Source organism: Limnospira sp. PMC 289.06, from assembly GCF_032350395.1.
In the GTDB taxonomy this organism is placed as follows: Bacteria; Cyanobacteriota; Cyanobacteriia; order Cyanobacteriales; family Microcoleaceae; genus Limnospira; species Limnospira platensis.
The window spans coordinates 1-23,435 of record NZ_JARPLC010000083.1 but is presented as its reverse complement, the minus strand read 5'-3'; the positions used below and the strand labels follow the sequence as shown (position 1 = coordinate 23,435).

Below are 23,435 nucleotides of genomic sequence, written 5' to 3'. Positions count from 1 at the left end.
AGGCGGTTATTTCAGGTATTTCAACCTTATTTAATGCCTGAACGTATCGCACATGTTAGATGATTATATCATCAGTAGGGAGAAATGTTTATAACCAATTACCGACCAAAATATAGGGACTCCAATAAAATGGATGGCGGAAAAAGGAATTATTTAATAGCTTTAATTGCGCTTGTCTGAGGGCTTCTGACTTGTTGAATTGCTTTTGATTTAAAAATCTGTAGAATTCACTCATTAACTCACTACTGGCTTGGTCATTCACTGACCAGAGAGTGCCAACTGTACTGCGGGCACCGGCTTTAACTGCCATTCCAGCCAGCCCTAAAGTGGCACGATTATCACCGGAGGCGGTTTGACAAGCGCTGAGAATTAGTAATTCTATGGGTGTACGACCTGTGAGAGTTTTTTCAGTTAATAAACTATCTAATTCTAGGATATTAATACGACTATCCCAAGCTAAAATAAATGTGTCATCTAAGCGAGAACTAAATTGACCGTGGGTAGCAAAGTGAACTATGGGGTAGTTAGTTAATTCTAATTTGTGGCGGATTAATTGATTGGTGAAATCTTGATTAAGTAGGACTGTGCTGGCTGTTTCTGATTGAATTGTGGCGATTTCTTCGGCTACATAACTCAGGGGACTAAATCCATCTCTTTCTTCGGTTAATCCCCCGGCTAGAACTTTTAAATCTAGCTGTTTGATGGATTTATCGGATAGTAATTTTAAGCCAGGAGTAATGGCAATGCTATAGGTTTCTATGAGATATTTTTCGCCATCATAAAGGGTCGCCATGGGGATATTACGGAAGGAACCATCAGGGACAAAAACTAGGGTTTTCACTTGTTCGGGATTAATTTGATTAGCCAGGGGTCGAATTACCCAATTATAAAGTTTTTGGGCGGGTTCATAAAAATCTCGACGGCTGCGAATAACTAATCCTTGAGACAGTTGCTTGATAGTTGTGTCTACTTCGGTTTTGCTGACATTAGTTTGATGATGAATTAGGGGATGATTAGGTTTACTGATAATTACATGAAGATTATCTTTTAAGATGATTGGATATATGACGGCTGCTGTGGGGTCTATTTCATCTATTTTTCTACTGACAACATCGACACAATCGGCTTTAAAAAAGTTATCCAATTCAGCAACTTTTAAAGACTCGATTACATTAATGGCTTGGGATAAGTTATTCTGACTGACAACCTGACCCGGCGGTGTGGTTTCTAATAGTAAGGATACTAATTCCCGATACACGGGTTCAATACTATTTTGAAAAGAAAACTGAAACTCTCGACCAATGGAAGCGATATCTTGACTTAGAGAACCAATTAGGTTGACGGCTTCTAAGTAGGAAGATATGGCTTTTTCTGGTTTTCCTTGTGCCTGTTGAATGCGACCTAATTGCCATAACCATAAGTAGGAAATATCTGGGGCTTTAATTTGTTGACTCAAGATTAAGGCATCTTGGGTAATATTTTGGGCAATTTCCCATTGTTGGGTTTGTTCATAAATACTGGCTATATAACCTAAGCCAAAGGCTTGCGCTCGTTGGTCTCCTAGGTCGATCGCCTCTTGAGTTGCTTGGCTATACAGTTGGAGAATATTCTGCCAAGATGATTGAGGATTTTGGGCTTGTTGAAAGGTAGACCAATGCTGTCCTAAGTTGAGACGATAATAGATAGTTGTGTGGTTTGATGGTAACTGATCTAGGTGAGATTTTGTGGTTGCTAATAGTTGACTAAAGGCTTGCCAGTCCTGAGTCTCAGCCAATAAACTTAATTGGGAAAGTTCTATAGCTACCTGCTGTTGAGGAGAAGGAGATCTAGTTAAGGCTTGTTGATAATAGTCTAAAGCTGTGGTATAATCTTGATGGTTTTTGGCGACATTCCCCAAGCCAATTAGGGCGGTAATTTTTTCGGAGTTTAAGTCTAAGTTTGTAGCTATAGTTAAACCCTGTTGTAAGATAATTTGGGCTTCATTAAAACGGCTGAGGGTACTAAGTAGGTTGCCGAGTCGAATGAGGACGATCGCTTTTTCGCGGGAGTTTTCTTGGTGCTGAAGATTGTTGCTGATATCGGCTAACAGTAAAGAAGCGCGGCGATATAATCCCAGTTGCTGTAGGGCGGTGGCTTGATTTATTCTCGCTTTAAAAACTCCCATTTGCTGCCGATCGCGATTATATAACTTTTCGGCGGTTTCCCAGGAGCTAAAGGCGGCTTCAGGCTTTCCCATAGCCAGATATAATTGACCTTGGGTATTCATAGCCTGGGCGAGAACAGATAAGCCAGGGGGTCCAGCATTCTCTAATAAAGCGATACTGCGGGCGATCGCTTCTGTGGCTGGTTGCCATTTTCCCAGGTGTTGATAAGCCAGAGATAGGTTACTAAGAACCCGTGCTTGGGCTATGAAATATCCTTGGTTGTGGTAGGTTTGCGCGACGGACTCCCAAATAGCGATCGCCTGTTGAAAATCCCCCTGTTGATAGCGATCGCGTCCCCGTTGTTCCTCCTGTAACCCCTCGGAGGCTTGGCTAATTATGGGAGTCTGTTTTGGGGCGACAATTTGGGTTAAACCTGGTTTCGAGATGGTATCTGCTAACAGCAGGCTAATCAATAAACCCAATAAAATCAATAGGGTAAAAGTCAAACGCCTAGGATATTTCATAGAATTGGCACAACACAATTAGGGAATTACAGTAGGACGGCATTGAGGGTTTAGCCAGGGAATAGAAGACGAGGAAGCATGAGGACTACGCGCAATTAAACTAACGCGACCATCAGAATACATCACTAACCCTTGAGCCTCAACTAAGATGGAATTGCCTGCTGTACTAAAATCTTGGTAAATTGTAGCACTACCTTGTAGATTTGGTGATTCTAAAGTTATGCTACCCAAATCTTCGAGGGGACTTTCTCCGGTGTGTATGGTGGTGGGGTTGGGTGGTAAACCGCCGCGTCCGGTGACAATAAATTGATTATTTTGGGACCCTGGTAAACAACTAAGAGTGACTAACCGAGACGCATCAATAGGTCCGGTGGGTAGTTCAAACAGTGCTTGGGTGGGGTCAGTATCAGGATTATTAATTGTGACTACCCCATCAACTCGAAAGGCGGAACTAACTGTAATATCACTCAGGGGGGTTAATTCGCGGCGGAACTCAATGCCAAAAATTCCCCTAGCTGTGATGGTAATATTACCCCCTGTCCCCAAAAAAGCATTGGCGGTTATATCGCTATTTTCCAGGGGGATAGCAAACAGATATTTGGTGATGATATCGATGTTCCCGCCATCACCTTGACCGCTATTTATACCTGCTGTTGCTGATATGGTACTTTGGCGGCGCAGGGTGATGGTATCGGCGATCGCCAAACTGATATTACCCCCATTATTAGATGCTGTTTCAGTGGTAATAGTCGCGCCATTGTCAAGTCGCAAATTCGGGGCGCTGAGGTGAATATTTCCCCCTTCTCCTTCACTGCGACTTTCCGCAAATAAGCCACTACGGAAAAAGCCATCCGGTGAAGTTCCGGTAAATTCTACCCCTTGGGAAGCCATAATATTCAGGCTTCCTCCTAACCCTTGATTTTGACTAGATGCCGAAATGCGAGCGCCGTCTAAAATTTGTAATTGTCCAGTTCTTACTTGGATATTTCCGGCGGGTGCGCTTCCTTGACCAAACCGGTCTGGGGTTCCGGTAGAAGTAAATAAGCCGCTGGGATTTTCCCTAGTGGGGGAAGTTCCGACTAACTGGATAGACGAGCGCCAAAACGTCAATATTTCCGCCTAGTCCGTCACCGAGAGTAGTGGCAACTATTTGAGCGCCATTATTAACTTGTAGTTGTCGGGTTTGAATGCTAATATCCCCCGCTTGACCGCTACCTTGTGTAGCACTGAAAATAGTCGCCCCATCACCGGAAATAGTTAATTGATTAGTATTGATAGTGATATCACCAGCTTGACCTGTAGAATCCAGTTCGCCGGTCGTAGATGACCGGCAAAGAGTTCGAGCCCCCGCACCGGAAACCACGGGGTTGAAGCCGGTGTTGCTTGGGTTAGAGGCGATCGCGGCTGATGTCGGTAGAGGGAGTGGGGGCGATCGCCTAAAATTTAACTAGCCTATCTCTACATCGGAGAAGTCAAAATGGTACAGACCCCTCAAACATCGGAAACCGATACCCTATTGCTGGCATACCCCAAAACCCTGAAACTTCACGTCACCCAAGAACAATTTGCCGCCCTAGCCGCCAGTAATCGAGAATTACAACTGGAGAGAACCGCCACAGGAGAGTTAATTGTGAATCCACCAACGGGTTGGGAAACCGGAGAACGTAATTTTAGTATCATTGGGCAATTGTATTGTTGGTACGAAAATTATCAACAAGGGAAAGCATTCGACTGTAACACGGGGTTTATTTTACCCAATGGGGCAAATCGTTCTCCCGATGCCTGTTGGGTGAGTCAAGACCGTTGGGATGCACTAAGCCAGGAACAAAAGAAAACTTTTCCAGAGATTTGTCCGGATTTTGTCGTAGAGTTACGTTCTGATTCGGATACTCTAAAATCGCTGCCAGAAAAAATGCAAGAGTATCTAGAAAATGGCGCAAAATTGGGGTGGTTAATCGACCCGCAACGTCGAATAGTAGAAGTTTATCGAGCCGATTCGGACGTAGAAATGCTATCCAATCCAACTGAGTTATCCGGAGAGAACCTGTTACCTGGTTTTGTATTAGATTTAGGTAGAGTTTGGGGTAAGTCGTAGTAGGAGGGTGGGCATTGCCTACCCGTTTGACAATTCCAGTTGTCCTAGAAAAGTGTCAGGATGGGCGATCGCCACTTGGGTATTGTCCAACAAACGACCGGAACCCGCTAGTTTTTGTCCGAGCGCCATTTCCACAAAGCGATTTCGGCTCAAGGCTTCCTGAGCAACCGTGCCGCATATGGGACTCTGGGATTTTCGGCGGGTGGTGACTAATTTGGAATGCTGCGATCAACATCCTGAAGTCAGCCTTGTGTACGCTAGGGCAAGCGCGAAGGGTCGTAGACCCGTTCGTGAAACGTTGCGTAGCAAACGTGCGACTGAGATTCGACCATTACTCTGGCTTTTGCAATCCTGTCAAAGCCAGTTGGGTCTATGAATCAAGAATCCCCTCCCCTTTAGACAGGGAGGGGAGTGTCAACTAAGTTCTCTACTGATACATTTACGCGACATTTTTCCGGTTCCGGATAATGCAACGATAGCACCATTACCTGTTTTCGTTTCATGATTGATACAGCGTCCTATTTAACAGGTCTTCCAAGGCTGTGACCGGCAAAGGTTTGGAGAAAAAATACCCTTGTCCGTATTCGCAATTTAGGTTTTTCAAAGTCTGGACATTACCTTCGGCTTCTATGCCTTCCGCGACAATATCCATATTTAAGTTATGCCCTAACATAATAATAGTTTTAACAATTTCTGTATTTTGCTGGCTGTCATCCATACGACGCACAAAAGACTGATCAACTTTGAGAGTATCTATGGGAAACCGATGCAAATAGCTGAGGGATGAATAACCAGTGCCGAAATCATCCATACTCAGTTTAATACCTAGAGATTTTAATTGTTCTAAGAGTGCGATCGCCTCATCGACATCATCCATAATTGCACTTTCGGTAATTTCTAATTTAATGCAATTACGGTCAACGCCAGTCTCAGTCAAAATCTGATCAACACATTCAATTAAGTTAACTTGGGAAAATTGACGGGTTGATAGATTGATGCTTAACATAAAAGGGGGATTTTGGCAATATTTTTGATGCCAGATCGCCAACTGACGACAGCCTTCTAATAAAATCCACTCCCCCAAGGGGATAATTAAACCACTCTCCTCAGAAACTGGGATAAATTCCCCAGGAGACACAAACCCCCGCTGGGGAGATATCCAACGCACTAAGGCTTCAAAACCAGCTATCTGATTAGTTTTTAAATCAATAATCGGCTGATAATACAGTTGAAATTCTTGATTTTTAATGGCTTCTCTGAGGTCTGCTTCTAGTTGTAACTGCTGTAAAGCCTGAGATTTCATGGTGGAGATATACACCTGATAACGATTGTTTCCTAAAGCCTTGGCGCGATACATGGCTGTATGGGCATCTCTCAATAAATCATGGGCAACTAAATGGGGGTTTTGGTTACTATATGCAATGCCAATACTGATGGTGGTATATACCTGTTGACCGTTGAGATAAAAGGGCGCGGCGAGAGCTTTTTTCAGTTGATTTGCCATGGCGATCGCCTGGTCAATATTCTGGATATTCGGCATCATTACCGCAAATTCATCCCCGCACACTCGCGCTAAAATAACCTGAGAATGTAAACACTTTTTGAGGCGTTTAGTAGTAGAAATTAGCAGTTGATCACCGATAGCATGACCAAAACCTTCATTGATGAGACGAAAGCGATATAAATCTAAAAAAAACAGGGCGATTTGGGTATATTTAGACTGATTACTAAGGCGCTGAATTTTTTGATGGAGTAGGTTGCGGGTTGGTAAATCGGTAAGAACATCATAGGATAAACCATAAAGAACTTTATAAGCTAAGACAATGGCACCAGTAAATAATAAGCCTAAAGCTGGGGGAATTAGGGGAATCCATCCCTTTTGACCAAATAGCACAAAACAGATACTCCAAAGGGCGATCGTGCTGATACTAATTAGTAATCCCAACGACAGGGGGCGATGAAATTTAACTACGAAAATCCCCCCAAAAAATGACCCAAGCCACAACCATAAAACCTCCCCCCACATGGGCCAAAACCAAAATAAAGATTCTCCCGCTAAAATTACTTTAAGAATTTGGCTAATCATGTTAGCATGAATCATTACTCCGGGCATTAAATGATTAGTGGTTTGACCAGGACTAAAAGGGGTAGGATGTAAGTCTCTTAAACTGGCGGCTGTTGTCCCGATTAATACGACTTTATCTCTGACCAAATCTGGGTCAAATTCTCATTCTAATAACTCGGTCATCGTGATAGTTTTAGCTATGGTTTTGGTGTGATAATTAATCAATATTTGTCTACCCCCAACTTCCGATGGGGGTAGTTGATAGCCACCGGAATTATATTCTAGTGTCGGAAATATAGTTTTATCTATTTGTAGCAAGCCGGGTTGTGCTTCAAGAATAATGGGGCGATTTTTGAGAGATTCCAAATATTTGTGGCTAACTTTTACGCCAAAAGAATAAAGTTCTTGACCATCATATCGAACATACATTAAGTTACGGCGAATAGTATTATCTAAATCGGCTACTAAATCGTTAAAGCCTACTTGATTGGCTGATATAGATGGCGGTGGATCAACTATTCCGATTTGTTTAATGGCAATAATATTATCGGCTTGGAATTGTTCAACAATTTGTAAATTTCCAGGAGGTTGCGGAACATCTCTATAAATATCAAAGCCAATGACTCTAGGTTGATATTCTTGCAGTTTCGCTAAGGCTTGGGCTAAGATTTCATCAGAAAACGGCCACTTTTGGTTAGCTTGAATATCTGCTTCTGTAATCTCTACAATTAGTAGGCGAGGGTCAGGAATATTATGACTATTTAAGCGCATCATTCTATCAAAGGATTCTAATTCTAAAGGTTGTAAAATTCCCCAAGACCTAATCCCCGATATTAACCCTGTGGTTAATAGGCTGGCTAGGATGATAGTAATTAGCTGTTTTACTGATAAGACATGCGGATTTATTGGTTGTTTGTAATCAGTGAATATGGATGATAGTTTCTTGGCAATGTATTTAACACACCGACACCAACAGCGATTAATTTGACTATTTAAATGCTTAAAACGTTTTGCAATCATAATAAGCTAATTTTATTTGTACTCAAAATAGTGGGACATCTAGGGGACTCGGTTATGTATGGCGTTCAATATCTGTAACTTCCTATGGTTGAATATCAGTAATTTGACTGATGACTGTCTGTTAACCACCTTGCTATAATCATAATGTTAGGAATCAGGGAATAATCGGGATATAACTCTGAAACTTAAACTTTTTGCGGGTCCGATAGGGGTTATCCTGGGTACGGTGTCTGTGTTAACGGTTTCTATGACACCACCTTTTATAGAATCTGTGGTAGCTACTGATGGTGATCAGCCACCAGGTCGCTTGGTGGGAGGAGGGACTAGGAGTAGCAACCCTAATTGTAGATTTGATCGAACTCCCTTGATGGCGATCGCACCTTCTCGATCAATAGGGTTAACGGCTCAAGCCTCTCCTAGGTTATATTTTTACTTACCTGCTATGGAAACTACCCAGACAGCCGAGTTTGTGCTGATTGATAACACCAATGACACGGTGATTTATGAAGAGACCCTGACAATCGGAGGTAAAGCTGGAATTATCGGTGTGACTATACCATCACACAGCACTCAGAACATTAAAACCAACAATAATTACAAGTGGTACTTTTCCATCGTTTGTAATCCTGATGACCGTTCGGAGGATATCATAGTCGAAGGTGGCATCCGGTGGGCAGAAATCGACCCAGCATTAGCCAGTCAAATTAACCAAACCAGTCCACTAGAGAAGGTGGATCTATATTTAAAGGCGGGACTGTGGTTTGATGCTATGTCAACTTTGGCTCAGTTGCGGTCTCATGGTAATGCTGATCCGGCAGTCTCAGAGGCTTGGAGTAAACTATTGGAATCGGCGGATCTGGGGGTTTTGGTTCAAGAACCTGTAATTACCGAATAATTTACTCCATATTTTCAGCAGCGATCGCTATTGATGCTGATTCTGATTCTGATTCTGATTCTGACTCTGACTCTGACTCTGACGCTGGCGGAATATCTCATAAAGTGCCATACCAGTGGCTACTGAGACATTCAAGCTAGGGGTTACTCCTGACAGGGGAATAGAAAGTAGCACATCGCAATTTTCGGCGATCGCATGACTCAACCCTTCCCCTTCACTACCTACTACTAGGACGATCGCCCCGCTTAAATCAGCTTTATACAGGGGTTGATATTCCCCGGCTACTGTGCCATAAATCCAAAATCCGGCTGATTTAAGTTCCGTGAAAGTACGGTTAAGGTTGATCACCCGCGCTACCGGGAAAGTCTCTAGGGCTCCGGCCGCCACTTTCATCACTGTAGCATTAATACCAACAGCCCGCCGCTGGGGGAGAATCAAGCCTTGGGCTCCGATCGCTTCAGCGGTGCGAATGATCGCGCCTAAGTTGTGGGGGTCAGTGATACCATCAACGGCGACTAGGACTGGTTGGCTATTGGCAGATTTAGCCTGGGTGATTAGGGTGGTTAAATCCCAATATTTATAAGGTGTAACCTGTGCGACAATTCCCTGATGGCTAGCGCCTCTGGTAATTTGGTCTAGGCGCTGATAGCTGGCTCCGTCTACAATAGCGCCTTTGGCTTTCGCCTCTTGTAATAGAGGTTGGAACCGGGTATCTGAGCGCAATTGGGAAATTACCCAAACTCGGTTAAGCGATCGGCCGTTTTCTAAGGCTGCTAAGACTGTGTGGCGACCATAAATTAGATCTTCCTCTGGCGGTTCTGTCTCTGCTGAAGCCACAGGGCGATCGCGACGACGGGGATGGATAGCTGGTTTATCTTCCCGAGGAGAATGCGATCGAGATGAAGAAGGCTTAACCTTTCCTCGGTTCGGGCCAGATTTGCGATGGGGAGATGAAGGAGGTCTCATTAAAAAACCCTCGAAGATTAGGCAATTTTTAATCAACAAACAGCATGACCGACAGGAAACACCCTATCGGTCTACTGGAAATAGGTAGACTCCTAGCAATCACTCAACTTTTTGGGACCGCCGCCACAGCATCCTCAACGGTTTGCTGTAGAGATAGAAACTTTTCTAAACGAACCAGTTTCACGGTTTGGGTGACGCGAGGATTAGAAACAATTTGTAAAGTTCCTCCGTTAGTCTGAGCCTTCTTGACGAGTTGTACCAAAGCGCCCAAACCGGAACTGTCTACAAAGTCTATCTGGGAAAGATCCAACACAATGTGTTTTGGTCCATTATCGATACACTTAGACATAATTTTCCGAAACGTACCTTCTGAGAAGGCATCGAGTAATCCGGTCAGACGAAATATTTGATAGTTATCTTTAACGTCGCGAGTCCCTCTGAGGCTAACGGTCAGGTGTAGTTGCTCAGGAATAGCCCCCTCCTAACTGGATAGCACATATACTGCTTCATTAGTATATTCCATTTTTGCCATAATTGTCTATGGTATCTGATTCCGTTGGCTTGAATTTGAGATGACAACAGACAGGGGGACTTGGCTCGGTTTGTCCCCCCAATAATCTGGCTCAGGTAATTACTTGGCTTTTTCCATTTCCTTGACGAATTGCTCAAACAGATAATCAGCGTCGTGGGGACCGGGACTGGCTTCTGGGTGATACTGAACTGAAAATAGCGGTAGGGTTTTGTGCTTGAGACCAGCAACGGTGCGATCGTTCAGGTTCAGATGGGTTATTTCTACATCCTCGGCTAGGCTATCAGGATCGAGAGCAAAGCCGTGATTTTGGCTGGTAATTTCTACCTGACGCTTTTCTAAGCCCGCAGGTTGATTTAATCCCCGATGTCCGAATTTGAGTTTAAAGGTTTTCGCGCCTAGGGATAAACCGAGGATTTGATGTCCCATACAGATGCCAAATACTGGTTTGTTACTTTTGAGTAACTCCTGGGTTGTGGAAATACCTTCGGAAACGGCGGCGGGGTCTCCTGGACCGTTAGAGAGGAAAATGCCATCGGGATTATATTTCAGGATCTCGGCGGCGGGGGTGCTGGCGGGAACTACGATGACCCGACAACCATAACTGGCTAGGCGACGCAGAATATTACGCTTTACTCCAAAGTCAATGGCAACTACTGTATAACGGGGGGATGGTGTTGGGCTCTCTTTTGATTCCAAGCTGGGGCTAAATTCCCAAACTGTATCGGTGGACTCAGACCACTCGTAGCTCTCTGGTGTAGTTACTTCTTTAACTAGGTTCAACCCATCCATATTGGGAGCCTGTTGGACTCGGGATAACAATTCTCCGGGGTCGAGAATTTCGGTAGATATGCCACCATTCATAGCCCCGACAGTTCGCAGTTTGCGGGTTAAGGCGCGGGTATCTATGCCATAAATGCCGGGGATATTATGTTCTTTGAGATAGTCGGGTAAGGATTGGGTAGAACGCCAGTTACTGGGACGGCTGCAAATATTACGGGCGATCGCACCTAGGACTTGGGGTCTGTTGGACTCCTCATCTTCTGGGTTAACCCCTGTGTTTCCTAATTCAGGATAAGTAAAGGTGACAATCTGACCACAATAACTGGGATCGGTCAAAACTTCCTGATAACCTGTCATTCCGGTGTTAAACACCACTTCACCTACAACTGTACCTGGAGCGCCAAAAGACCAACCGCGATAGCTGGTGCCGTCAATCAGAACAAGTAAAGCTGGTTTAGCAGAGATAAGCGACATAAAAGCCAATTTGCATCTAAACTTAATACCCCCCTATTCTGCCAGATATCTGACAAACCGCTGATAGTTCAGTTTTGATTGCATGACAATTCAGGGGTGGACAGGTATCAATTAACTGTTTTACCAGATATGCGGGTGGCGTTGAGAATGGCTAATAATGCTACTCCTACATCGGCGAATACTGCTGACCAGATGGTGGCTAGTCCGAAAATTCCTAAGATGATAAAAAAGCCTTTAATTCCCATAGCTAAACCGATATTTTGCCAGACAATGCGGCGGGTTTTTCGTCCGATGGCGATCGCACGACTGACATAAGAGGGGGAATCGGTCATAACTACTACATCGGCGGTTTCAATGGCTGCGTCTGAACCCATACCTCCCATAGCAATACCTACATCAGCCCTAGCAATGGCGGGCGCATCATTAATTCCATCCCCGACAAAGGCAACTTTACGATTATCTGGAGTTAGTAATTTCTCCAGTTGCTTGACTTTATCTTCGGGCATTAATTCGGCATAATATTCATCAATATTTAAGGTTTTGGCAAGGCGATCGGCTACGGTTTGATTATCTCCGGTTAGCATGACTATTTTCTGCACTCCTTGTTTTTTGAGGGCTTCAATAGCAGCCACAGAATCGGGTCGGACTTTATCGGAAATTAGGATATATCCGGCATAGCGATAGTCTACGGCTAGATGAATTACTGTGGCACCTACATCACAGAGGGGATGGTCAATTTTTTCTAAGTGTAACAGGCGATCGCCTCCGGCAATTACTGTCCGATTTTGGAGTTTGCCTTTCACTCCACAGCCGGGGATTTCTTGATAATCTTCGATTAAGGTTGGGCTCTGTGAATCTCCATAGTATTGACGAATTGCTTGGGCGAGAGGATGGTTAGATAGGGATTCTATTTGAGCGGCGATCTTGATTAGTTCTGCCTCGGTAAAGTTATTATAAGGCACTATTTCTGTGACCTCAAACACGCCAGCAGTCAGGGTTCCGGTCTTGTCAAATATTACGGTTTTAACGGCGGCTAAATCGTCTAAAAATGTGGAGCCTTTGACTAATATTCCCTGTCTGGCTGCCCCTCCAACTCCGCCAAAGTAACCGAGGGGAATGCTAATGACTAAGCCGCAGGGACAGGAAATGACTAATAGAATTAATGCCCTAAAAAACCATTCTTGATGACTGCCTAAATTTAAGAGGGGGGGAATTAAGGCGATCGCGATGGCTAAAATTACCACAACTGGGGTATAATACCGGGCGAAGGTGGTGATAAATTTTTCGGTTTTGGCTTTCCGATTTTGGGCGCTTTCTACTAACTCTAAAATTTTGCTAATGGAAGATTCGTTAAATGGTTTGGTGACTTTAATGGTTAATAGTCCGGTTTGATTGATGGTTCCAGCTAGGACTATTTCTCCGAGTTTAACGGCACGAGGTAAGGATTCTCCGGTGAGAGGTGAAGTGTCAATTTGGGAGGTTCCAGATATGATTTCTCCGTCTAGGGGGATTTTTTCTCCGGCTTTGACGACAATAGTACTGCCGACATTTACTAACTGGGGAGAGATGGTTTTTATTTCTCCGTTTATTAGGAGGTTTGCGGTGTCTGGACGTACTGCTAATAGTGATTTAATTGACCGCCGAGAACGCTGCACAGAAAACTCTTGGAAACCTTCCCCAATTCGATAAAATAGCATGACAGCCACGGCTTCGGGAACTTCATTAATAGCAATGGCGCACAGGGTGGCTAAACTCATTAAAAAGGTTTCATCAAATATCTGACCTCGCCAGATATTCTTTCCGGCGCTGACTAATATTTCCCAGCCTGTGAGTAAATATACAGGAATTAATACTAGATATTCCCCCCAGCCCCAAGCCGCAAGTTTTAGCCAATTGTTGAAGATTAATGCTAGGATATAAATGGCGGTTATGATTGCCAAAGGTATCAGTTCAGAGACCCGATTATCAGAGTGGCGATCGTCTCCATTACATGAACAGCAGGAACTCTGTTGATTATCAGCCATTGCGTTCTACCTAAATCCTTCCATTCTATCATTTGCGCGAGATTGTTGGCCGAGTTAATCTTAAATCATTATTAAAATTATACAACTTATCAAACTTGCTGGTCAGCTATCAGTATATATTAAGAAAAATTTAATTTTAGAGAAGGCCTCCAGAAACACGGCTAGGATGAAAAAAATTGTAGCATCATGGCAAGTAGGAGTCAGTATCAATGAGTTATTGGTTGATAAAATCCGAGGAAAAAACCTATAGTATTGACCAAATGCAGTCGGAGCAAACTTGTATTTGGGATGGTGTTCGTAACTATATGGCCAGGAATTTCTTGCGGAAAATGCAAGTTAATGATTTGTGCTTCTTTTATCATTCTAATACTAAAATTCCGGGGATTGTGGGATTGGTGCGAGTCATTGAATCTAATATAGTTGATCCTACTCAATTTGATGAAAATAGCCCTTATTATGACCCTAAAGCTACGGCTAACCATCCCCGTTGGTATACAATCCGAGTAGAGTTTGTTGATAAATTTCCCCAGATGATTTCCCTAGGCGACCTGAAACAGAAGTTTGATCCTGATGAATTGTTACTGGTGCGGCGGGGTAATCGTTTGTCGGTGATGCCAATTCGAGTAGATATCGGCGATCGCATTCTGCAATTGAAAATTAGGCATTCTGTATCCTAGTTGGGATATAATAAAGTAGTTTATTCAAGGTAGGATTAACCCATGATCGTCAACACACCCCCCCTCTGGCTGCAATCATAAACATCTAATATTGTAGCTGAAATTGCTCTGATAATTCGTCAGTCACTCCAGCTTGACGAGTTATGAGAATGTGGGTCGGATGAATTGTGATCAAAATTGAACTCTCATGCTGTTAGATTATTGTCAGGGATGATTAGAAATTAGTGGCCAGCATGAACAAGCGATTTGACGGCGATCGGGTGATGATCCTCAAGTATAAATTATAGATACCATTGATTTAGGATTTCCTGTGAGTTTGGAACCAGATATTAGTCAATTTGTCCATAAAATTACGGTTAGACTAAATCCCCAAGATGTGCTAATATTATTTACAGATGGGATTACTGAGGCGGAAAATAGCTATGGCCAACATTATGGCATTGACCGCTTGTGTGAAGTGGCACTATGTCATCATGAACAGACATCTGAAGACATAAAAAATGCCATTGTTTCTGATGTTTTTGAGCATATTGGTCGTTAGCGAATATTTAATGATATTACCTTGATTATTTTAAAGCAAAAATAGTCCCCTTAATCACCCCAATATTAACAGCAAACCATGAGTATTTTAGTTTTCGGCAGCATCAATATGGATCTAGTGGTGCAAACTCCTCGACTCCCTCAACCTGGGGAGACTGTGACCGGATATAATTTTTTATCGGTAGCGGGTGGAAAGGGAGCAAATCAAGCGGTAGCAGCAGCACGGTTAGGGGCAAAAACTGATATAGTAGGAAGGGTTGGCGGGGATGCTTTTGCTGAGGAACTTTTGGAAGAATTAAAAGGTAATCGTGTAGGTTGTAAAGGGGTTTTACGCGATAATACTACCCATTCTGGTTTGGCGACTATTGCAGTGGATAATCACGGCGAAAATCAAATTATTATTATTCCTGGTGCTAATGGTTCTGTGGGCCATGAAGATGTGCAGAGACTACAACCTTTATGGGAGGAAGCAACATCTTTATTATTGCAATTAGAAATCCCGCTAAAAGCAGTGGAAGCGGCTATTCATGCTGCCCACAATGCGGGAGTGAGAGTAATTCTTGATCCTGCACCCGCCCCTGATGTTTTTCCTCAACAATTATATCCCTTGGTGGATATTATTACGCCCAACGAAACTGAGGCGAGTCAACTTGTAGGCTTTCCGGTGAACAATGTAGAAACTGCCCAAAAAGCTGCGGATACTCTCTTGAGTTTTGGGGTAAAAACTGCTGTGATTAAATTGGGTTCTAAGGGTGTGTTTTGGGCGACTAAATCTGAATCTTTTTTGGTTCCGGCTTTTGCGGTTAATGCGGTGGATACTGTGGCGGCGGGAGATGCTTTTAATGGGGGAATGGCGGCGGCTTTGGACGAGGGGCGATCGCTAAAGGAGGCGATTCTCTGGGGGGCGGCAACGGGGGCTTTATCCACGACTCAGGTAGGGGCGCAGTCTTCTCTACCCGATCGCCAAGCCTTAGATAATGTATTGATGCCGCCTATGTCAACTTTGACGATTAATTGATTCCCAATTAGAGAGGCGATCGCGAACAATTCCCCGCCATATTTGAATTAAAGGTTCAGCTTCTATGGAGCCTTGATCACGTCTTTCTGGAAATAGTTGATAGAATTGAGTATCGGCTAAATTAAACAGTTCAGCCGTGCTAAGATTAAGGCGGTTGGCTGTACTAATCCAACTATTTAGATCGGCTTGGGTATAGCTTCCTAAGTCTTGTCGAGATTCATCACTGAGGGTTTCTAACTCATTTAAGACTTCATGGGCGATTTGATCCCAACGCTTTCGCCAAACGAAATCAACGGGATCATTAGTTAATAGTCGCCCTTGTTGTTGGGGGTAGCGAAAATAAAACTCTTCATTAACTAAAGCCATAAAAAATTGATAATTAACACCCAAATGGCGACGGCGATCGCGTAATATTTCTATCCTTTCAAGTTCGGACATTTCCCCAAATTCATCCTTGGCTGTTTCCGTAATCGAAAAGTGATCGGCCCAAAAATTACCCGCCCACCAGCCAAAACTACCCATTATCACCATTGACAAAACCACTAAACTCGCCATTTTCCACGAAGAATAAAACTGAAACTGAGTGATTTGTTGAACAGTAGGAGGACTGAAATTAGGGACAGGGGGCTGGTTTTTTGGGGGCGCTAATATGTCAGGGGTCACTGACTCTGGTGGGGGTTGAGTGGGAATAGGTTGAGGAGATATTGAGATCTGGTTAAGATCCTGTAAAATTTGACGCGCGGAAATATAGCGATCGCTAGGTTGACGTGCTAACATTTTATTAAAAATCCGATCTAACTGAGGATTTAAAGTTAGATATGGTTGCCATTTCCAAGTAGAATTATAACTATCAATAAGTTCTTGAGGTTCTTTACCAGTTAGCAACACTAACAAAGTCGCAGCTAAAGCATATAAATCGCTATGGGGATAAACAATACCCATCTGCATTTGTTCATCTGGCGCATAGCCAAACTTTCCTAATCGAGTGGCGGGGTTGGGTTGTAAACTCTGAGGAAATAACTGGGATTTGATGCGGGCTTTAATGAGTTTTACACCTCCAAAATCAATCAAAATTGGCAACCAATCAGAGTCTCTGCAGATGATATTATCGGGGGAAATATCACGGTGAATAACTCCCAAGGAGTGGATATAATCCAACACTGGGATCAATTTTAACAGAATTTCGGTGATTTCAGCTTGACTAAAATATTTACCTTTTTGCAGTCGCTGTTTTAGTAATTCTCGGTAAGTGAAACCCTCCACATAATCCTGGACTACAAAGATATAAACTTGACCGCCTATGGTTTCCTCAAATAGTTCTTGAAATCGGGGAATTTGCGAATGTTTAAGTTGGTAGAGAGTTTGCGCCTCCCGTTGAAATAACTCGCGGGATTTTTTTAACTCATAATTACCTTTGACTTGGGGTGCGAATTCTTTTAACACGCACAACTCATCAAAGCGGTGTTGGTCTTTAGCTAAATAGGTGCGTCCAAAGCCACCATGACCTAATTCACGAATGATCAGATAGTGGTGGCGGAGAATTTGACCTGACAGCAGCGCAGTATTAATCATGTTGGGAAGTTCAAGGGATTAACTCAGCATTCAATTTGACGGTCAGCCTTGACTAATGTTACCAGAAAATTGGGAAATGTTAACAATCATCAGCACCTATTTGACCAGAGCAGCAACTTATGGGTAAAATTATCATATTGTAAACGAGTGTAATTAATTATGCGATCGCTTATTGTTAATCCCCATAATTTAAACGATCTACCATCACACTTAACTACTATTACCCCAACTCGACCAGTAGCCCGTTGTTTAAAAGTACCTTATAAATCTTTGGACAAGCTGGCTATGAAAACTATCAATAATCATCAAATTACGATAGCGCCAGTGTTAACTATGGATCGAACTTGGCGGCGCATTGTGGCTGAGAATATCAACAGTAATGACCCTGATGGTATCGCGAAAATGTTAATACCCTCCCGCCAAAAACTCTTAAAATCTGGAGTGGACTTAAACTTATTAATTAATCATAATTCTCGGAGAATTAGGGATTTAGCCCAAGTGACTAATCTCTATAAACAAGAATTATTCAAGCAAGGCTATATTGACCAAGATGAATTATTTTGGCAAGCCATTAATTTTCAACCCAAACCACAACCTTTATTGATTTATGGTTATTTTCAACCTCAACCTGATCAGGTCGAATTTATTAACCTAGTAGCAGGGGAAGATAGCATCTGGGTTTTGCCGACCGGAAAAGCGGAATTTTTTGCCAAAAATCGAGAGGCGATCGCCTATTTAGAAAGTGAAGGATGGCAGGTAAATTATCAGGAAAATAATGATAATTTTAGCTTAGGAGAACAACTACAAAACTGCTTTGTAGACAAAGGGGAAATCACGAATAATGTGCAATGCCATATTTATTCAAATTTAGAAGCAGAAGTTAGGGGGGTTCTTTCCCAAGTTAAGCAGTTAATGATAGAGGGAATATCAGCCCGTGAAATTGTCCTAGTGACTCAGGATGAAAAAACCTATGCACCCTTATTATTAGATATGGCTTGGGAATATCAGTTACCACTGCGATTATTTTATAAAATTCCCTTGCGGAATATTCGCCTTGGGTCTTGGATCGCATTATTAATAGAAGTCATCGAAAACAATTTTCCCTTTGAGTCTACCGCTAAACTTCTGCATCATCCTTTAGCCCAATATTTAACATATCAACAATGGTTAGAAGCGCGACAAAAGCGACCACATAACCTAGCGGAATGGCAAGAATTAGGGTTAAATTTATCATTGTTAAAATTCCCAGAAAGCGATACCCGCCAAAATTGGGTAGACCACATTAAACAAGTTTTTAAATTCTTTGATATCCGCAAAAATAGCAGTCAATGGTCTAGGGAGATAGTCGCTTTTAATGAATTAGAAGCAGCTTGGGTAGAATTATCAAAACCTAATGGCGATCGTCTTAATCGACAAGAATTTTGTCAAGATATTTTAGAGATAATTAGCAAGCTAAAAGTCCCCATGCAACCAGGAAAAGGAGGCATAGAAGTTCACACTCCTTTATCCCTACAGGGTGCGAGTTATCCCCATGTTTTTTTAATCGGTTTTCAGGAAGGTATCCTACCCCCAGCCATTGAAAATGATCCGGTTTTAGACTTTTACGAATCGCGGCGACTATCTCAATTAGGCATTACCCTAGAAACCGCCATAGACATCGCCCAACGGAATGAATTATGTTTTTATGAACTATTAAGAATACCAACGATATCTTTGACTTTTTCCTGTGCGGAACAGCATTATAAAAAGCCGCTGATACCTAGCCCGTATGCTACCCGTTTAGGGCTAGAAATGACTCCGCCACCGTTGTTAAATTTAGCCAGTATTGAGGAAGCTAGACGCTATTATTTACAACAGCCAGAAAAGTTATCCAATGATGTTCTAGTTAATGATATTATTAAAAATTGGCAAGTTGAACAGCGCCGAGAAAGTGGGGAATCTCCTGATGAATATGATGGGGTTATTGGTGTGGGAGTTGATTATGAAAATCGGATTTTTAGTGCCTCGCAATTACTTGCATTAGGTCAATGTCCGTTTAAGTGGTTTGCCACCTATTTACTAGGATTAAAAGAACCTTCAGAAGCGGAAGCGGAAATAACTGGAAGTCTCGGAGGTCGGTTATATCATCGCTGCTTAGAACTTTTGTTAACAGATATCAAAAATCAAACGGATTTACGGCGGTTGGAGAGACAAGATATTAACGAAGCATTATCTCAAGCGGAAGCGGCGTTAAAAGCTGAAGAAAATGTGAATTTTGACAAGTTTATGGGTTGGGAAGCCCGCCGTTTAGAAGGTTTAAATATGTTAGAATTGAATTTACAAGCCGAAGATTTTTTGCGATCCAATGCGGAAATTATTAGTTGTGAAAATTCCTTTAATGCTGAATGGTATGGGTTAAAGGTAACTGCTAGGGTCGATCGCATTGACCGCACCCCCACGGGTCTATTAGTGTTAGACTATAAAACTACGGGTAGTTTACCATTGGGAATTAAAGATGATTCAGGACAAGCGAAAATCAATATTCAAATGCCATTATATCAACAGGCGATCGCCCAAAATTTTAAGGAAGTTCAACAGGTAGATGTCAAGTTGTATTCTCTGAAAAAACAGCGTTATTTGCCGGCTAAAGTAACCGACCCTGCAATTTTAGAAGCCTTTGCAGACGAGGTTAAACAGCGGCTACAACAGGGTAATTATCCAGTAGCGCCAGACCAGAAACAGCAAGTCTGCCAATACTGTCAATTTGACTCGGTTTGTCGTAAGGGAAACCGTTTAAGCCGCCAAAAACTATCAAAATAATAGCAGATTGTCGGTCAAATTTTAAGGATTAATTAATCATGAGTTTAACAAATGCACAACAAGCGGCTGCTACCAGTCCTCAAAGTATTATGGTCACAGCCGGGGCGGGGACTGGCAAAACTTATATGTTAGTAGAAAGGTATTTATATTATTTGCGAGAAAAGGGACTTTCTCCCTTGGAAATAGTGGCGGTTACATTTACGGAAAAAGCAGCCCAGGAATTGCGATCGCGTATTCGTTCACAGGTAAGGCAACAACTTCCTAACCGTCCCGACATACTAGCAGAATTAGAAGCCGCCCCTATTAGTACAATTCACGCTTTAGCTAGTCGTATTTGTCGGGAACATCCCCAGGCGGCTAAAGTTCCTGCTGACTTCCAAATTTTAGAATATTTAGAAGGCAAAATCTGGCTTTATGAAGGGTTAGAAACTGCTTTGTCTAAATTACCAATTCAGGTTTTTGAAACCATAGATTATTCTTTATTATCACGAATTTTGGCAACCTTCTTAGATGACCCCTTGATGGCAGAAAGGTCATTAAATCAACAAATAGACTGGTCAGAGTTAGCGCAAAAATTACGCGATCGCGCCTTAGAAGACCTCATAAATCATCCCCAATGGCGGGAATTAAAAGACATTTTAACGTCAAATATTGGCAAGCCAGAAGACAAACTAGAAGTTATCCGACAAGCCACAGTTAGCGCCATGTTATCCCTAGAAAACGGTGATAATGTCTCCGAAAATCTGCAAGTTTTCAATAAAATTAATATCAGATATGGTAGTAAAAAAAACTGGGGGGAAAATCTACAAACTGTTAAAGATGCCTTAAAAGCCTTACGAGAGGAATTAGTTAAACCCTGTATAAAAGAGAATTTAATTAATGCAGAAGTTGGGGAAGCAGACCACAAACTAGCCGAAATGTTAGCCGCCTTAAAAGAAGCCTACCGAGAAGTTAAAGACTATTTGCAACAGTTGAAATGGCAAGCCCGAGTTTTGACATTTGCAGATTTAGAAATTGGCGCATTAACCGCTTTACAAAATAATCCCACCATTCAACTCTATTATCAACAACGCTGGCGCACTTTTTTAGTTGATGAATTTCAAGACACCAACCCCATTCAAGGCGAAATATTAGAACTTTTAACCCAGACAGCAGATTTAACTATAGTGGGTGATAAAAAACAGTCAATTTATGGGTTTAGGCGGGCAGATATTCAAGTTTTTAATAAATTTAGAAAACGCATTATTGACAACCAGGGAGATGAGATAATTCTTAATCAAAGTTTCCGGACTCATCAGCAATTAATTAATCAAATTAATCAGGTATTTTCTCCATTATTAGGAGATTTAAGACAAGACTTAGAAGCTGTCCGTATTGACTCCCCCTCTCCTAGGGAAACATTGCAGATATTTGTTATCCCCAAAACCGCCGAAACTGATGTTACCCAAAGGCGGATAGCGGAAGGAAAGTTGATTGCTAAAACCTTAAAAGAAATGTTAGATAATCAAACTCCAGTGTTTGATAAAGAAACTCAACAATTAAGACCCATTCAACCAGGCGATATTGCTATTTTAACCCGAACCTGGGGACCCTTAGATAGTTATGGAGAAGCCCTAGCCGCCGCCCAAATACCCTTAGCGCCTTCAGGAGGTGGAAACCTATTAGAAACCCAAGAAGCTAAAGATGCTTGGTCACTGCTAAAATTCTTAGCCGACCCTGGAGATGATATCGCATTAGTAGCCCTACTAAGAAGTCCCTTTTTTACGATTAGCGATCGCCTTTTATTCAAGGTTAGTAGTAACCTGAAATTATCCCACCAATCTACATCAGAAAATATGAGTTGGTGGAAATTTTTAAACAGTGGATCACCTGTAGAATTTACAAAGGCGATCGACCCTTTAAAAAGACTACTCAAAAAACGCCATATTGAGCCCCCATCTCGCTTGTTACAAATTGCAGATAGATTAACAGGATATACAGCCACAATCGCCAATTTACCAGCCTCTAATCGTCGCCTAGCGGACTTTAATGGATTTCGAGAATTAGTGCAAATTTTAGAACAAGGAACCGATGATTTATTTGGAGTAGTTCGCCGTCTCAAGCGCCTAAAAGATAAAGCCGTAACCGTAGAACGTCCCCCCATTAATACCAGCAATGCAGTATCATTAATGACCATTTTTGCCGCCAAAGGATTAGAATGGCCAATGGTAGTTGTAGCTGACCTAAGTCGCCCAACTCCCAACTCATCAGTACCCGTTTATTTTGACCCAGAATATGGTGTAGCGATCGCCTGTAAAGACGAAGACCAAGACCGAAAAGATCCAGTTATTTACAACTGGTTAAAATATCGCCATCAACAGCGAGAAGAAGCCGAAGCATTGCGAATCCTGTATGTAGCATTAACCCGCAGTCGGGATTATATCTTATTAACTGCCTCCCAGGAAAAAGGTAATTATTTAAATAAATTATACTTAGGGTTACAAGCTGCCAATATTCCCATAACCACCCTAGAAATTAATAGTGATGATATCATCCCGCCAGTCCCCCCAAGTCCCCTACCTCCAGCCATTAACCCTCCCCTGCTGACTGAGGCGATGACTTCTGGTTTATTTGAACTTCCCGTAACCTCTTTAAGTGAATATAAACGTTGTCCAACCCGGTTTAAATTTATCTATATTCTCGGACATCCAGGCTTCTCAGAAGAAGCCAATCAAGGCATGAGAATTGGGCAGTTAGTTCACAAGGCTTTAGAATATGATATCAGAGATATTGATAAACTCCAAAAATTCGCGGAATATGGAACTGATGAACAATTATTGAGTGAGGCTATTTGCCTCGCCATAGACTTTGATAATACTGAAGAATTTAAAATATTTAGAGACCACGAAATTAATCGAGAAATTGAGTTAAAATTAGATATATTAGGGGTTAGCTTTAATGGCATAGCAGATCTAATTGGGGATAATTGGGTGCTAGACTATAAAAGCGATCGCGTGATGCGCCCAGAACACCATAATCTACAACTATGGGCTTATGCTAAAGCCTTAAACTATTCCGAGGCACATATTGCCTATTTACGCCATAAACAACTCTACACTTTGCCACCAAAACTATTAGAAAAAACTGCCCACGAAGCGGAAAGCATAGTTCGAGATATAGTAGAGGGACACTATCCCCCCAAACCATCACTAGAAAACTGCCAAACCTGTCGCTATCGTGAAATTTGCGAACATAGATATGATGCTATATGAATGATGGTGCGTCAGAGTTTAAAGGCTTTCTATTTACCCCAAAATTATCTCAATCTGAC

At 42.4% G+C, this 23,435-nt stretch carries 17 protein-coding genes and 1 pseudogene; 7 read left to right on the top strand and 11 right to left on the bottom strand.

Annotated elements, in window-relative coordinates:
• Nucleotides 1-88: 88 nt before the first annotated feature.
• Genes P5674_RS16355 through P5674_RS16345 form a run of 3 tightly spaced genes read right to left on the bottom strand, consistent with a single transcriptional unit; the run spans nt 89 to nt 4,031 of the window.
• Nucleotides 89-2,668 carry a CHAT domain-containing protein gene (locus tag P5674_RS16355; protein ID WP_006617739.1) on the bottom strand — a complete coding sequence of 860 codons (2,580 nt, stop codon included), beginning with the start codon at nt 2,666-2,668 and terminating at the stop codon, nt 89-91.
• An 18-nt stretch (nt 2,669-2,686) separates the two neighbouring features.
• The gene (locus tag P5674_RS16350; RefSeq protein ID WP_006617740.1) at nt 2,687-3,778 is read right to left on the bottom strand and encodes an S-layer family protein; all 1,092 of its coding nucleotides are present in this window, start codon (nt 3,776-3,778) and stop codon (nt 2,687-2,689) included.
• Complete coding sequence (locus P5674_RS16345; RefSeq protein WP_006617741.1) at nt 3,729-4,031, bottom strand: hypothetical protein; 303 nt, start codon at nt 4,029-4,031, stop codon at nt 3,729-3,731. The genes P5674_RS16350 and P5674_RS16345 overlap by 50 nt, the downstream gene beginning before the upstream one ends.
• A gap of 114 nt (nt 4,032-4,145) precedes the next feature.
• On the opposite strand from P5674_RS16345, the gene P5674_RS16340 reads away from it, so the two are divergent.
• Nucleotides 4,146-4,763 carry a Uma2 family endonuclease gene (locus tag P5674_RS16340; protein ID WP_006617742.1) on the top strand — a complete coding sequence of 206 codons (618 nt, stop codon included), beginning with the start codon at nt 4,146-4,148 and terminating at the stop codon, nt 4,761-4,763.
• A gap of 18 nt (nt 4,764-4,781) precedes the next feature.
• Here P5674_RS16340 and P5674_RS16335 read toward each other — a convergent pair whose 3' ends face one another.
• The 3 genes and pseudogenes from P5674_RS16335 to P5674_RS26625 form a co-directional block, all read right to left on the bottom strand.
• The gene (locus P5674_RS16335) at nt 4,782-4,916 is read right to left on the bottom strand and encodes a hypothetical protein (RefSeq protein WP_006624934.1); all 135 of its coding nucleotides are present in this window, start codon (nt 4,914-4,916) and stop codon (nt 4,782-4,784) included.
• Nucleotides 4,917-5,262: 346 nt separating this feature from the next.
• Nucleotides 5,263-6,657 (bottom strand): putative bifunctional diguanylate cyclase/phosphodiesterase, encoded by a 1,395-nt coding sequence (locus P5674_RS26630; RefSeq protein ID WP_350308523.1) that lies wholly within the window; start codon nt 6,655-6,657, stop codon nt 5,263-5,265.
• A gap of 93 nt (nt 6,658-6,750) precedes the next feature.
• Nucleotides 6,751-7,848: pseudogene (locus P5674_RS26625) on the bottom strand (CHASE2 domain-containing protein); the annotation flags it as partial.
• A gap of 247 nt (nt 7,849-8,095) precedes the next feature.
• Between P5674_RS26625 and P5674_RS16320 the strand changes: the two are divergent.
• Nucleotides 8,096-8,743 (top strand): DUF928 domain-containing protein, encoded by a 648-nt coding sequence (locus tag P5674_RS16320; protein ID WP_286167434.1) that lies wholly within the window; start codon nt 8,096-8,098, stop codon nt 8,741-8,743.
• Nucleotides 8,744-8,770: 27 nt separating this feature from the next.
• Here P5674_RS16320 and rlmB read toward each other — a convergent pair whose 3' ends face one another.
• The 4 genes from rlmB to P5674_RS16300 form a co-directional block, all read right to left on the bottom strand.
• Complete coding sequence (gene rlmB / locus P5674_RS16315; RefSeq protein WP_006617744.1) at nt 8,771-9,709, bottom strand: 23S rRNA (guanosine(2251)-2'-O)-methyltransferase RlmB; 939 nt, start codon at nt 9,707-9,709, stop codon at nt 8,771-8,773.
• Nucleotides 9,710-9,812: 103 nt separating this feature from the next.
• The gene (locus P5674_RS16310) at nt 9,813-10,163 is read right to left on the bottom strand and encodes an STAS domain-containing protein (RefSeq protein WP_197535930.1); all 351 of its coding nucleotides are present in this window, start codon (nt 10,161-10,163) and stop codon (nt 9,813-9,815) included.
• A 177-nt stretch (nt 10,164-10,340) separates the two neighbouring features.
• Nucleotides 10,341-11,495 carry a glutamine-hydrolyzing carbamoyl-phosphate synthase small subunit gene (gene carA, locus P5674_RS16305; RefSeq protein WP_006617746.1) on the bottom strand — a complete coding sequence of 385 codons (1,155 nt, stop codon included), beginning with the start codon at nt 11,493-11,495 and terminating at the stop codon, nt 10,341-10,343.
• 107 nt (nt 11,496-11,602) lie between these two features.
• Nucleotides 11,603-13,519, bottom strand: coding sequence for a heavy metal translocating P-type ATPase (locus P5674_RS16300; protein ID WP_014277134.1), 1,917 nt, complete (start codon nt 13,517-13,519; stop codon nt 11,603-11,605).
• Nucleotides 13,520-13,728: 209 nt separating this feature from the next.
• Here P5674_RS16300 and P5674_RS16295 point away from each other — a divergent pair, with 209 nt between their 5' ends.
• From P5674_RS16295 to rbsK, 3 genes are all read left to right on the top strand, one after another.
• A complete protein-coding gene (locus P5674_RS16295) occupies nt 13,729-14,196 on the top strand; it encodes an EVE domain-containing protein (protein ID WP_006616860.1) in 468 nt (155 codons plus the stop codon).
• Between the two features lie 280 nt (nt 14,197-14,476).
• Nucleotides 14,477-14,737, top strand: a complete 261-nt coding sequence (locus P5674_RS16290; protein ID WP_350308522.1) for a SpoIIE family protein phosphatase — start codon at nt 14,477-14,479, stop codon at nt 14,735-14,737.
• Nucleotides 14,738-14,815: 78 nt separating this feature from the next.
• On the top strand, nt 14,816-15,754 hold the full coding sequence (gene rbsK, locus P5674_RS16285) for a ribokinase (RefSeq protein WP_006616862.1): 939 nt from the start codon (nt 14,816-14,818) through the stop codon (nt 15,752-15,754).
• Here rbsK and P5674_RS16280 read toward each other — a convergent pair.
• The gene (locus P5674_RS16280; protein WP_006616863.1) at nt 15,734-17,326 is read right to left on the bottom strand and encodes a serine/threonine-protein kinase; all 1,593 of its coding nucleotides are present in this window, start codon (nt 17,324-17,326) and stop codon (nt 15,734-15,736) included. The two genes, rbsK and P5674_RS16280, sit on opposite strands and share 21 nt — an antisense overlap.
• 159 nt (nt 17,327-17,485) lie before the next feature.
• Between P5674_RS16280 and P5674_RS16275 the strand changes: the two genes are divergently transcribed.
• Nucleotides 17,486-20,125, top strand: coding sequence for a PD-(D/E)XK nuclease family protein (locus P5674_RS16275; protein WP_014277133.1), 2,640 nt, complete (start codon nt 17,486-17,488; stop codon nt 20,123-20,125).
• A gap of 38 nt (nt 20,126-20,163) precedes the next feature.
• Nucleotides 20,164-23,376 carry a UvrD-helicase domain-containing protein gene (locus P5674_RS16270; protein ID WP_014277132.1) on the top strand — a complete coding sequence of 1,071 codons (3,213 nt, stop codon included), beginning with the start codon at nt 20,164-20,166 and terminating at the stop codon, nt 23,374-23,376.
• Nucleotides 23,377-23,435 lie beyond the last annotated feature (59 nt).

What these genes read in the sequence shown, in the direction of transcription:
- P5674_RS16355 (WP_006617739.1), bottom strand. Translation starts at nt 2,668, where the DNA reads ATGAAATATCCTAGGCGTTTGACTTTTACCCTATTGATTTTATTGGGT.
- P5674_RS16340 (WP_006617742.1), top strand. Translation starts at nt 4,146, where the DNA reads ATGGTACAGACCCCTCAAACATCGGAAACCGATACCCTATTGCTGGCA.
- P5674_RS16320 (WP_286167434.1), top strand. Translation starts at nt 8,096, where the DNA reads ATGACACCACCTTTTATAGAATCTGTGGTAGCTACTGATGGTGATCAG.
- rlmB (WP_006617744.1), bottom strand. Translation starts at nt 9,709, where the DNA reads ATGAGACCTCCTTCATCTCCCCATCGCAAATCTGGCCCGAACCGAGGA.
- carA (WP_006617746.1), bottom strand. Translation starts at nt 11,495, where the DNA reads ATGTCGCTTATCTCTGCTAAACCAGCTTTACTTGTTCTGATTGACGGC.
- P5674_RS16300 (WP_014277134.1), bottom strand. Translation starts at nt 13,519, where the DNA reads ATGGCTGATAATCAACAGAGTTCCTGCTGTTCATGTAATGGAGACGAT.
- P5674_RS16295 (WP_006616860.1), top strand. Translation starts at nt 13,729, where the DNA reads ATGAGTTATTGGTTGATAAAATCCGAGGAAAAAACCTATAGTATTGAC.
- rbsK (WP_006616862.1), top strand. Translation starts at nt 14,816, where the DNA reads ATGAGTATTTTAGTTTTCGGCAGCATCAATATGGATCTAGTGGTGCAA.
- P5674_RS16280 (WP_006616863.1), bottom strand. Translation starts at nt 17,326, where the DNA reads ATGATTAATACTGCGCTGCTGTCAGGTCAAATTCTCCGCCACCACTAT.
- P5674_RS16275 (WP_014277133.1), top strand. Translation starts at nt 17,486, where the DNA reads ATGCGATCGCTTATTGTTAATCCCCATAATTTAAACGATCTACCATCA.
- P5674_RS16270 (WP_014277132.1), top strand. Translation starts at nt 20,164, where the DNA reads ATGAGTTTAACAAATGCACAACAAGCGGCTGCTACCAGTCCTCAAAGT.